Annotated in this window: 9 protein-coding genes; 3 read left to right on the forward strand and 6 right to left on the reverse strand. The window is 56.2% G+C overall.

Annotated features, from left to right (window positions below; all coding sequences use genetic code 11):
* Nucleotides 1–154: 154 nt before the first annotated feature.
* Nucleotides 155–1,423, reverse strand: coding sequence for a site-specific integrase (locus GNX18_RS05040; RefSeq protein ID WP_138236310.1), 1,269 nt, complete (start codon nucleotides 1,421–1,423; stop codon nucleotides 155–157).
* Between the two features lie 331 nt (nucleotides 1,424–1,754).
* Here GNX18_RS05040 and GNX18_RS05045 point away from each other — a divergent pair, with 331 nt between their 5' ends.
* On the forward strand, nucleotides 1,755–4,052 hold the full coding sequence (locus tag GNX18_RS05045) for a xylulose 5-phosphate 3-epimerase (protein WP_166215842.1): 2,298 nt from the start codon (nucleotides 1,755–1,757) through the stop codon (nucleotides 4,050–4,052).
* A gap of 127 nt (nucleotides 4,053–4,179) precedes the next feature.
* Here the strand turns inward: GNX18_RS05045 and GNX18_RS05050 are convergent, their stop codons facing one another.
* A complete protein-coding gene (locus GNX18_RS05050) occupies nucleotides 4,180–6,069 on the reverse strand; it encodes a jacalin-like lectin (protein WP_166215845.1) in 1,890 nt (629 codons plus the stop codon).
* Nucleotides 6,070–6,506: 437 nt separating this feature from the next.
* Here GNX18_RS05050 and GNX18_RS05055 point away from each other — a divergent pair, with 437 nt between their 5' ends.
* Nucleotides 6,507–6,998, forward strand: a complete 492-nt coding sequence (locus GNX18_RS05055; protein WP_166215848.1) for a Crp/Fnr family transcriptional regulator — start codon at nucleotides 6,507–6,509, stop codon at nucleotides 6,996–6,998.
* 26 nt (nucleotides 6,999–7,024) lie between these two features.
* Here the strand turns inward: GNX18_RS05055 and GNX18_RS05060 are convergent, their stop codons facing one another.
* Both GNX18_RS05060 and GNX18_RS05065 read right to left on the reverse strand, forming a co-directional pair.
* Nucleotides 7,025–7,534 carry an acyl-CoA thioesterase gene (locus tag GNX18_RS05060; protein WP_166215851.1) on the reverse strand — a complete coding sequence of 170 codons (510 nt, stop codon included), beginning with the start codon at nucleotides 7,532–7,534 and terminating at the stop codon, nucleotides 7,025–7,027.
* Between the two features lie 48 nt (nucleotides 7,535–7,582).
* On the reverse strand, nucleotides 7,583–8,650 hold the full coding sequence (locus tag GNX18_RS05065; RefSeq protein WP_166215854.1) for a DNA-binding protein: 1,068 nt from the start codon (nucleotides 8,648–8,650) through the stop codon (nucleotides 7,583–7,585).
* Nucleotides 8,651–8,863: 213 nt separating this feature from the next.
* Between GNX18_RS05065 and GNX18_RS05070 the strand changes: the two genes are divergently transcribed.
* The gene (locus tag GNX18_RS05070; protein WP_205828070.1) at nucleotides 8,864–9,871 is read left to right on the forward strand and encodes a site-specific integrase; all 1,008 of its coding nucleotides are present in this window, start codon (nucleotides 8,864–8,866) and stop codon (nucleotides 9,869–9,871) included.
* A 38-nt stretch (nucleotides 9,872–9,909) separates the two neighbouring features.
* On the opposite strand, the gene hypE is transcribed toward GNX18_RS05070, so the two are convergent.
* Nucleotides 9,910–10,947 (reverse strand): hydrogenase expression/formation protein HypE, encoded by a 1,038-nt coding sequence (gene hypE, locus GNX18_RS05075; RefSeq protein ID WP_138236317.1) that lies wholly within the window; start codon nucleotides 10,945–10,947, stop codon nucleotides 9,910–9,912.
* A complete protein-coding gene (gene hypD / locus GNX18_RS05080) occupies nucleotides 10,944–12,056 on the reverse strand; it encodes a hydrogenase formation protein HypD (protein ID WP_166215860.1) in 1,113 nt (370 codons plus the stop codon). The genes hypE and hypD overlap by 4 nt, the downstream gene beginning before the upstream one ends.
* Between the last annotated feature and the right edge of the window lie 2 nt (nucleotides 12,057–12,058).

Here is a 12,058-nt window from a genome sequence, read left to right on the forward strand (position 1 = left end):
AGCGCACTGTTTCCCCAGTGTTTCTGACGCCACAAACAGGAATTTAACGACAGTTTTTTAGTTCACACCTATATACATATTCATTAGGCGTAAAGTTGAGCGGCAGGTTTAGATTTTCACGCCAGTACTTTTCTATCTAGCGTGAAAACCGTTGTTACTTGACATCTCGGTCCTTGCCACTTTGTGCCCGCACGCGATTTTCTGTCTGAACATAAACGGTATCCGTGGTTGCCATGCTGGAGTGCCCAAGGTCTTCGGACAGATCCTTGAGCGCGCGCCCGCGTTCCACTTCCATGCTGGCGCCGGTGTGGCGTAGCCAGTGGGTTGAGGCTTCGCGCAGTTTCCTCGCATTGTCTTCGCCCTCTGCTTGTCGCATTTCGTCGTAAGCGCGGTCGAATACCTGCTGTACGATTCGAGCCAGCTGTCGTGCTGTCATACCGCCCTGGCCGCGTATTTTTTCTACGATAGGATAGTTTTCAGCCACGGAGGGCAGGGGGCTAAGACCTCGGTAATGGCGGTAGCGCTTGAGATACGGAATAAAACTGGGAGGCACGGTGATATCCCGTAGTTTGCGCCCTTTTCCGAATACTTTGAGCCACCAGTTACCGTCGGAATCCTGCCAGAAATGGCTCATTACCGGTGTCCAGTTATTGCGCTCAGACAGTTCAGAAATCCGCAAAAACAGTGTTTTCAGTGCACAAATAACAAACAGGCTGCGCTCATAAATCGGATCCTCATCGGCCATACTGAGTGCCACATCGAACACATATTGCCACTGGACCTCGGTCAGGCGGCGAATTTCCTTGACCTGCGCGTCCTTGATAAAGTATCGGCAGTCGGTTTTGGCGATCTGCGCGGGATTGCCGTACAGGTATTCCTCGTTCATTAGGTACTTGTAAAACGCGATAATGCCGGTAAATACGCCCGCGAGTGTCTGCTGTGACGGCCGGTATTTTTTCTTGTCTGGCTCGGATTCTGATGGTTGGCTGTTTTTCGGTAATTTGAGCCTATATGGTGCCCACGCCAGGTTCTGGACAAAGTGGCCATTGCTCAGCTGAAATTTTTCGTGGTTTGCCAGGCAAATCCAGTCGACCGGCGGTTGCCAGCAAAAGTCCGCATACTCCAGGATGTCCGCCTTGCGCAAACGATCCATTGGAGTTGCTTTTACTTGAAATAGCCACAGCAGGAAGCGCTCGGTCTCGTTGCGAAATCGCGTGAAAGTATGTTCGGATTTGTTGCGCCCGATATAGCTCAAAAATTCCTGCCCCCAAAGCCAGTGCGGCATCCACCAGGATTCGCCGGATTCTAGAAATGTCTTCAGCTCAGGGTAGTCATTGAAAAAGGTCTGATCCGGGTTCACCGGCTTGAAGCCTTTAAGCTCGGTGTAAGTTGGGTACAGCGGTACGGGTTTGGGGATAGCCATGCCTGGGTGCCTGAGCGGAAAAATTCATGAGAACCGTATTCTGGGTGCCCTCGCATACATTGTCAAACACTAAACAGTATTGGACATAGCAAAGGGTCTTGAATTGGTGCCTGATGCCTATCGTCCGCTAACCCCTCGCTACCCCCTCGCTAACCCCTCTCCGGTGCATGAGTATCAACACGGCTGGTTACTCATTGGTTGCAGCAGATAGACGAATGCGGATCTGCTTCTCAATCGCCGGCACTAGATGCCACTGTATCCTTGAGTGTGGTTGGTCTATTACTGAATATTCAAGTTCCAGTTTGAGGGTCTGACACCCCTGCGAATCCCTATGAGTCAGTATATATACCAGCAACACCGCGACGAGCACCTGGCTCGTCGCTATCGCGAGCACGACAGCGAGGCCGCAGATCATCTGACCCTTGCGGCTATGTGGCTTGTGGTACATATGACATACGCCAAGCATGTGTATACCGACGGTCGCCCCCTTGCCGCCAAAGACTTTAAAGCCGACCCCCAGGGGCATACGGGCGGTGCTCTGAATATGGTTCCAGGCTACATTGGCTACCTGGCGGCCAACGCATTATGTGGAATCACCCGCAGTTGGCTGATGGGCCAAGGGCATTGCGTTGCCGCTATCGATGCCTGCAATCTGCTGGTCGGAAATATGGAGAAGGCACATGCCGATCGCTACGACTGGAGCGACGCGGGGTTGTCTCGCTTCGTACAGGATTTTTACTCCTATGCGCTGAATGCCCAAGGGGGGCCAGCGTCACCGCTGGGCAGCCATGTCAATGTGAATACCGCCGGCGGAATTCTTGAGGGGGGCTATCTCGGGTTCGCCGAGTTGCAATATGTGCATATGCCCCTCCCCGGCGAGCAACTCGTGGCCTTTCTCAGTGATGGGGCGTTTGAGGAGCAGCGCGGCAGCGACTGGGCGCCGCGTTGGTGGCGCGCGGAGGATTGTGGGCTGGTGACGCCCATCATGATCGCCAATGGACGCCGCATCGAACAGCGCTCCAGTATGTTTCAACAGGGCGGCCCAGACTGGTTTGCCGCCCACCTGCGCCTCAACGGATTCGACCCGCTGCTCATTGATGGCACTGACCCCGCGGCCTTCGCCTGGGCGATCTTCGAGTCGGAAGAACGGTTACAGGGAAGCGCGGAAGCGATTGCCTGCGGTACTGCACGTTACCCGCTGCCGCTGCGGTATGTCATTGCCACCGCGCCCAAGGGGTTCGGCTTTCCCGGTGCCGGTACTAACCGCGCCCATGGCTTACCGCTGCAGGGAAATCCCGCCGACAACGCAGACGCCCGCAACGCCTTTAATCTGGGTGCAGAAAAACTGTATGTGGCGGCGCCTGTGCTGCAGAGCGCACTGCCCTACTTTCTCACTCACCAGGCACAGAGTCGGGTTCATGAAAAAGATCACCCTCTTGCACGCCGCAATGTCGTGCTTAAGCACTTGCCACAGCCCGAGTGGTGCCAGGTCAATGAAGTTCACTCACCAATGTCGGCACTGGACGCGTATTTTGTGGCACTCACCAAGGCTAACCCGGAGTTGCGTGTGCGCGTCGGCAATCCCGATGAGCTGCAAAGCAACCGCTTCCATTCTACCCTCGCGCATCTGCGCCATCGCGTGTTCGAGCCGGAGGAAGGGAACGACGAAGCGGTAAACGGATCAGTAATTACCGCACTCAATGAGGAGGCAGTGGCGTGCGCTGCGCTGGGTAACAAGGGAGGCATTAACCTGGTGGTCACCTATGAAGCCTTTGCGGTGAAAATGCTCGGCGTCATGCGCCAGCAGCTGATCTTTGCCCGCCATCAAAAAGAGGCGGGAACGCCACCGCGCTGGTTGTCGACACCGTTCCTGCTCAGCTCGCATACCTGGGAAAACGGCAAGAATGAACAGTCTCACCAAGACCCAACGCTGTGTGAGGCTCTGCTCAGCGAAATGTCAGATACCAGCGTGGTACGTTTTCCAGCCGATGCCAATAGTGCCGTTGCCGCGTTGGTGGACTGCTACCAACGGCAGGGCGAGCTGCACACACTAATCGTGCCGAAACAATCCCTGCCGGCATTGCTGGACAGTGAGCAGGCGCAGCAACTGGTGCAGGACGGTGCTCTTTTATTGCGGGGTGACAACCAGGCTACGGTGTGTCTGGTTGCTATCGGCGCCTACCAGTTCCAGCAATGCCAGATGGCGTGGCAGAGACTGGCAGACCGCGGACTCAAGGCGTCGCTGATTTACCTGATGGAGCCCGGACGCTTCCGCAGACATTTCCGTGACGCCTGGGAACGCCAGGCCGGTGCCAGTCCCACCCTGATCGCGCAGCTGTTTCCTGCATCTGTGAAGACAACACTAGTCGCGACTCACACTCGCCCGGAGGCCATATTCGGGCTGATTCCCATCCCGCCCGCACAGTGCCTGGTGCATGGCTATCGCAACCGCGGCGGCACTCTGGATACTGAGGGTATGCTGTTTACAAATAGTTGCAGTTGGTTGCACCTGCTGCAGTCGCTCGCTGATGCGCAACAAACGCCACTTACCAACTGGCTTGATCCATTAGAAATTGCAGCACTGAACGGAAGTGAAGATCCACGCCCGATGGTGCAATTCAACATCTGATTAAAGTGGAGTTCTTGTCTCGAACCCTGAGGGTGCTCGCGGGCAGCCGCTGCTGCCCGCGGGGTACAGATTAATTGGCTACGTAGAAGGACAGCATATACTTCCCTGCCCTACCACCCTGTCCGTTTTACACGTAACGCTGGTAGCTCCAGGTAAAACGAATAGCTTCGAGCGCTGCATCAGACTGATAGCCATCGATCCGTATGAGAGCGGCATTGACGCCCTGGGGAGCGAGAGCAATGAAATAGTTGCCTCCTGATCCTCCGGTTCCGATCTCCCGGCCCAGGTTGGTGCGAAAAACCAATTGGTTAATGGCGCCGCCGGCACCGCCAAAAGCGCCAACAATCGATTCATTCTCTTCCAGATCCCAACGGTGGCTCTCGCCACTGCTTGGGCTTCCATGCACCGGCCCGGGTTCGCCTCCGTAGATCATCTGGATTGAATCGATGAGATCACCGCTTCGTACAATAAGGCCTGTTACCGGCTCACCATGCGGGTCGTCACTGAATGCGGTATCTGATGGGTTGTTGTTCGAAAGGAGAAGGCTCTGGACCTCGTGGGTCTCCTGAGTGGGAATCAGCGTATTATCAGGGGCGAGGTATTTCCACAGTCGAACCGGTCCCAGCAGCGCATCGAGCTGGATTCTGTATTCATTCGCGACGTAAGCCCGGCGCCAGGCGAGTGCGTCATCTGCCCGGTCTCGCCCGGAATAAGACGGAGACTTGTAGTTGGCGGGAGGGTCCACGACATAGTAACTGCTACCTTCAGCCACTACGTCGATCTGATCTATTCGCCAGCTCATGGCTTCACTGGCTCCCTGGTTGGCCAGCCGGGTGAAGTTATCAATATGTTCGACAACCGACCTTTGGTGCATTTCAGGACTGGGGTCGGGATCACCATAGATATCTTCGTAAAAGAGAGCCTGCTCCCGGAGTACCAGCAACATAATGGTCCCCATGGGAACCATGAAGGTCAATGTGCTCGAGGGGTCTTCCTGGTCTATGAAATATGGGGCGTCTCCTCTCAACTCTGTTAACAGCGCCGAGAACAGGCTGCCTTTCTGGTCAGTGCCATAGTCTGTATGGTTATAAGCTACCAGGGAGCGGTAGAGTCCATTAAGGGTATTTTTCAAGTAGTCGGCTTTGTCTTGGTCAATCAGGCTGCTAAGCAGGGCATCTATATAGAGTTCAATGCTGTCCCATACTTCCATCGGCTCTTCCTGATTGGGCCACAAGGCTCCCACAAGACCTCTCAGCGCCGATCCTACTTCGGGAACCGACCCGGCTATTCCGGCAATCAATGACTCCATGGAAGCACTGGAACCTTGCGATTCAAGACTCAACAGGGTTTCCACATTCTCGCTATTGGGGACACTGGGCTTCCAGTCTTTGGGCTGCGCGTCGAATATTTCCAGGCTCTCCAGCGTAGACATCGCGAACCCGCTGTTGAAGTTTTGAATCAGGGAGTTGGGGCCGAGGCTGATCGGTGAGCCATCCAGATTCTGCTTGGGATAGAGCTTCACCCAGGTTGATGGCCCTGTAGTGAGTGACCAGGGAGCATTTGTTCCACCCCACAGGGAGAAAGTATCGGTGGAGCCGGGTCCGTTGATTCTTGTTGGGTTGTTGCTGCTGAATCGGGGGGCGCCATAGAAGCGCACCCAGCACTCTCCAGGGGCGTTGATATCGGACGCCGGCCAGGAGATTGGGCGCTGGTTAAAAAGGCGAAAACTGTTGGTGTTGTCGCCCATATTGTAATCGTCGAGGTTGGGAAGGTTTGAACCTGGGTAGACGCGCAATACATTACCTGTGTAATTCTTGCCTTGGTACAACTCCAGCCATCCAGAAGGACCGGTTTTCAGTGAATCTACCTGGTCATCCAATCCTTTATCCAAACCATTGGGGTTATTGAGTTCGTAGTCATCCATGTTGGGAACATCTATTGGCTCGTCAAACTTCAACGTGCCCTTTTCATAGTCGGGATTTTCCCAAAACTGAACCCAGGTATCAGAGTTTTCCATTCTGCCTTCTCCATGTTGGCATCGACGCTTGTTAATACAACTTGCGCCGAGCGGGCATCCTAAAAGGGATTCAGACGCCTTCGGGAGAAAATATACTTATTGAAATATATTTCACTATTTTCATCTAACCCCTAAGCATCGAAAGTGATTGATTCTGTACTAAAAAGCGGCCTTAAGTTCTCGAAAATCCTCAGGCGAAGACCGCTTGTGCTGGAGTCTATCAATACAAAAAAAATTTATAAATCAGAATTCAATCGCAGAAGGAAGGATGAATAGATTTTAAGAAAAAGTGTGAAAATCCGCGCCCGTCGGTGCTATTCGGTGCCTGATCGAATGCGCCTGCTCTCACCTCAATCTATGGCGCGCCGAGTACAGCCGCCATGATTGACCCATACTTACTCTCGAGTGCCCAGCGGGGCTGATTCGGGAAAGTGATTATGCAACTGATGGCGGGTGACCTTGCGATTGAGAAACTCGGGCTTGAGCATCTGAGAGAGGCTGCGGCGCTCGGCGCCCTGACAGATCAGGCAATTACGTACCTGATGGAGAAGGGAAAAATACATACTCTGCGCAAAGACGATGTCCTGATTGAATCCGGTAGCCCTTCCGGTTCCTTTTTTATCGTCCTCAAGGGCGCACTGGCCTATTACCAGACACTGGACAATGGCAGCCTCGAGTATATCTATGACTTCCACTTTGGTGAGGCGATCGGCTTCGTCAGCATGATCGCTTTGACACCATGGCCGGGAACAACCATTTCCAAGGACGACAGTCTGGTATTGGAGATCAACTCCGATCTGTTTTATCAGCTGCATTGCGAAATGCCCCTGGACTTTGGTGTGCTGCTGATCAATCTTTCCCGGGAGCTGGCGCGGAAGATTCTCAACCTTATTCAGATGGTGGGAGAGTTAAAGCGCAATGGTCATTGATCATTGCCTATGGAATGCTCCCACTCCTATTCAGACATAACATTCTCGCCGCGAACTTTCGCCTTAATCGCGTCGTGTGCAGCCTCCTGCTCGTGCAATAGTTTGCGGCGCAACATGGCGGCCTCGAAACGCTGCTTTTCAACCACTGTTTCTGGTTCGAGTGGCGGCACCGGGACCGGTTTGCCACTTTCGTCCAGCGCCACCATCGTGAAGTAGCAGCTGTTGGTATGGCGTACAACCCGCGTATGGATATCTTCCGTAATGACCTTGATACCCACTTCCATGGAAGTATTGCCGGTGTAGTTCACCGACGCGAGAAAGGTTACCAGCTCCCCAACATTGATCGGCTGGCGGAACATCACCCGATCCACCGATAGCGTTACCACGTATCTCCCAGCGTAACGGCTGGCACAGGCGTAGGCCACCTTGTCGAGGTACGAAAGAAGCTCGCCACCGTGAACCTTACCGGTGAAGTTCGCCATATCGGGCGTCATTAGCACGCTCATACTGAGCTGGTGATCGCGGGTGTGTTCCATGTGTGCAGTCCTTGATAGTGGTGTGGTGGAACTTAGAGCCAGTCGCCGTTATACCACCGGCGCCTGATTTGTGCGCACAAGCTGTATCAGCTGCCCCTCCAGTTCCGCTCTTTGTTGAATTGCTAGCTGGTGCTCTGCACTCAAAGACGCAAGTGCATCTCGCTGCCGCTTTATCTCACTTTCGAGCTTGTTACGGGCTTCGCGCTGGAGTTCCGATTCTCTGGCAAGAACCGCGTTGGTGTTCGACAGTATGGCGACCTGTTCACGCAGGTCCCCGCCTTCCGTCGTCACTTGCTGAAGCAACTCCTGTTGCTGGGCGAAACTCCGCTGCAACGACTCAAACTCTGCGCGATTTGTCGCGAGTGCCTGCTGTGTCCCTCGCAGTTCAGACAGCTGTTGTGCGAAATCCGCGCGCAGTTCTTCGATCTTCTGCTCCCGGTTGGCAATCCTCTCGCCGGCGAGCGCAAGCTGCTCGTTCAGGTTCGCGATCTGGTTGTTCAGTTGCCCGTTGGACTGGCGGAACTGGTCGCGCTCCTGCTGGCGATCATCTGCAGTGCGCTGCTGATAGTGCTCGAAGTGTTCGCGTACTGTGCGATTTTCCTGTTTGAGTTCGTCCAGGTCCGCCCGCAGCTCAGCGACCCGCGCACTGCCCTCTTCCCGTTGGTACTCACTTTTCGTCAGGGCTTTTTGTGTATCTTCCAGCGTTTTTCGCAGATTCCGGTTTTCTTCATCGGAGGATTGCAACTTTTGCTCCAGCTCTCGCAAGTTGTCGTTGCGCTCGTTGAGCGTATTGCGCAGCTGGGCAACTTCTCGCTGCACCTGCTCTACCGTTGTCGCGCATTCTTCACGCGCGGCATCCACCTTGCGGTCGGCCTCCTCCTGTACCCGCTGGTGCAGTGCTTTCAATGCATCCAGCAGGTCTTTTGGCAGGCCAGATGTATCGACCGAAGTGTCTCCGGTCTCGCTCTTCCAGCGTTTCAGCAGGGGGGCAATAGTGCTTTTGCTTCCAGTCCCGAGTTCCTCGCGCACGCGATCCACAGTTGGTTCATCGCCGCGGTGCCGGATGGATTCCGCCGCCTGGGCAATATCGAAGTAGCTGACGCCTGTGCGAGCCATCGGGACCCCTCGTATATCCGGACCGGATTAGTGTGAATATCGTTACGTATTACGTGTTACGTAATAATACATAATTTCTAGAATTATGGAACATCGTATGAACCTGTCTTATAACCTTCGATAATCAAACTTATCGTTCGTTATAGATTGCAGGTGTGAGAGAATGATGGCCATTCCGGTACAGATACCGCCGTTTCGCGAATGCCTCAAAGTATGAAAAAACAAGCACCAGACTCGCCGCGCAACACGCCTGCCAATTTACACAGCTCTGACTCCAGGGCGCTTGTATCCCGGGAAACTGTGCAGGCCTACCTGAATGCCGCCACCTCCGACAGCACCCGCAAGGCCTACCGGTCCGCAATCCGCCAGTTTGAAAAATGGGGCGGACGCTTGCCGACCGACAGTGAAACTCTGGTGCACTATCTGCTGAGCCGCGCGGAATCGCTCAACCCGCGCACGCTGGAACTGCACCTCACCGCCATCGGCCAGTGGCATCGCTACCAGGGCATCGCGAACCCGGTGTTGGAACCACTAGTACAGAAAACCATGAACGGCATCCGCCGGGTGCATGCCAGGCCCAAGCAGAAAGCCAAGGCGCTGCGCCTTGAACACATCGACGCAATGGCCCGCCACCTGCGCGCTCAAGCGGAGAGCAAAAAGAAGTACCGCGACCTGGCGCTGGTATTGATGGGCTTCTTCGGGGTATTCCGGCGCGGCGAACTGGTGGCGATCCGGGTGGAAGATCTGACATGGGAAGAAGAAGGACTGATCGTACGCCTGCCGCGATCCAAAACAGACCAGACCGGACAAGGGCTGTTGCGCGCCCTGCCCTTCGGCGCCAAAGTGGTTTGCCCGGGTACTGCGCTGAGAAACTGGCTAGATGCGGCCGGAATAAAAGAAGGGTCAGTGTTCCGTGCGGTCAACCGCTGGGATCAGGTACAGCAGAAGCCACTCAACGCCGGCGCCGTCAATCAACTGCTCAAACAACTTGGTAGCGAATGCGGTTTCGATTTTGTCGACAACCTCAGCAGCCACAGCTTCCGCCGCGGCCTTTCCACCTCGGCGGCGCGGGAAAAGGTGGAGTTTGAACTCATCAAGAAACAGGGCGGCTGGAAAAGTGACGCAACAGTGTGGGAGTACATCGAAGAGGGGCAGCGGCTTACCGATAACGCCGCGACGGTGCTGATGGAAAAGCTGGCGGCACTCTCTGAGGTCGATTAGGCATATCGCACAGCCGTTCGGGGGCGACAGCAATCGAATCAGCAGATTCTCGGCAGTTGCTCGCCCGGAAGCAGATCGAGCAGACGTTCGCAGCCGAGCAGGTTTCGCAGGATTACTTCCGGCCTGCCCGAGGTGCATACCTGCCCTATAGTCCGGCTGGCTGCGGAAACGGTATGGCGGCGCAGAATCTCCAACGCGGGTTGCTCCTGCTCCGGCGCCACAAAAACCGCGAAGCGCCCTTCATTGGCGACATACAACGGGTCGAGCCCCAACAGTTCGCAGGCACCTTCCACCGGTTCACTGACAGGCACCGCGCTCTCCTCAATCACAAACGAGGTGCTGCTTGTTTGCGACAGTTCGACCAGCGCCGTGGCAAGGCCACCGCGGGTGAGATCCCGCAGGCAGTGTACGCGTATGCCGGCTTGCAGCAGATCGCGCACCGGTGCATGGAGTGGCGCGCAATCGCTTTGCAGCTCGGTCTCGAACGCGAGACCTTCGCGGCTCGCCATCACCGCCATACCGTGGCGGCCGATATCGCCGGAAAGCAGTATCCGGTCTCCCGCGCGAATGGACGCGGGGCCGATCTGCCATTCGCGTTCCAGTACCCCGACACCGGCGGTATTGATGTAGAGCCCGTCACCCTTGCCCCGTTCCACCACCTTGGTGTCGCCAGTCACCAGCTGCACGCCGGATTGCGCCGCCGCACGTCCCATGGATGCCATGATGGTCGCCAGGGTGTTGAGTGGAAACCCCTCCTCCAGTATCAGGCTGCAGCTCAGATACAGAGGGCGGGCGCCGCTCATAGCCAGATCATTGACGGTGCCGAACACCGCCAACTCACCGATGTTGCCGCCGGGGAAAAACAGTGGCGAAACCACAAAGGAGTCGGTGGTAAACACCAGGCGCGCCCCACTGACAGGAAGCACGGCGGCATCGTGCATCTGGTCCAGCCAAGGGTTTTTGATGTGCGGGTAAATATAGTTCTGGAACAGATGCTGGCTAAGCGCACCGCCGCTGCCGTGTCCCAGGCGAATGGTTTCTTCGGTCTCCGCCGGAAGCGGGCATTCAATATTCATGGCTGGATTTCATCACTGGTGGCGATCTGGTTGCGGTAGCGGTAATAGGCGGCGCAGGGGCCTTCCGAGGACACCATGGGCGCCCCCAGAGGATGTTGAGGTTGGCAGCGGCCAGCAAAATGCGGACAGTCCGCGGGCTTTTTCCGTCCCTGCATGATCTCGCCGCTGATGCAGCCGCTGTCGTCACGGGTCACGGAACGCTCGCGGGCAAATATGTTTCCGGCATCCAGCCGGGAAAATTCCGCGCGCAGGCGCAAGCCACTGGCCGGAATTTCGCCAACACCGCGCCAGGACTGGGACGCTACCTCGAACACCTGCTGCAGCATGTCCTGCGCGCGCTGGTTCCCCGCGCGGGCGACGGCGCGCGCATACTGGTTTTGTACCCGGTGTTCCCCGCGCTCAAGTTGCCGTACACACATCAGAATGCCCTGCAGGATATCCAGCGGTTCAAAGCCTGTGACCACGATGGGCACCCGGAATGTGTCGGCAAGCGCGTGGTACTGCGCATAGCCGGTTACTACGCACACATGGCCGGCCGCCAGATAGCCCTGCACACGGGTATCGGCGGCGCCGCTGACCGCGGCAATCGCCGGTGGTACCAGAAACTGTGAGACCAGCAGGGAAAAGTTCTGTAGCCCCTGTTCGCGGGCCAGGAACGCCGCCATGGCGTTGGCAGGCGCGGTGGTTTCAAACCCGATGGCGAAGAACACGACCTTGCGCGTGGGATTCTGCCGGGCGATTTCCAGCGCGTGCAGCGGCGAGTAGACCATGCGCACATCACCGCCCTGCGCCTTGACCGCGAGCAGATCGCGCTTGCTGCCGGGGACCCTGAGCATGTCGCCAAAGGAACAAAAGATAACGTCAGGGCGCGCAGCGATTGCGAGTGCCTGGTCGATGATTTCAAGCGGCGTGACGCAAACCGGACAGCCCGGGCCGTGTACCAGCGCGATCTGGGTTGGCAGGAACTGCTGCAGGCCGTACTTGACGATAGCGTGGGTCTGCCCACCGCACACCTCCATGATGGTCCATGGACGCGTGGTGGTGCGCGCGATCTCCCGCGCAATCCGCTCGATGTCATTGCGCTGGCGGTATTCGTGCAAGAATTTCATTG

Source organism: Microbulbifer sp. SH-1 (assembly GCF_011326135.1).
GTDB classification, from domain to species: Bacteria; Pseudomonadota; Gammaproteobacteria; order Pseudomonadales; family Cellvibrionaceae; genus Microbulbifer; species Microbulbifer harenosus.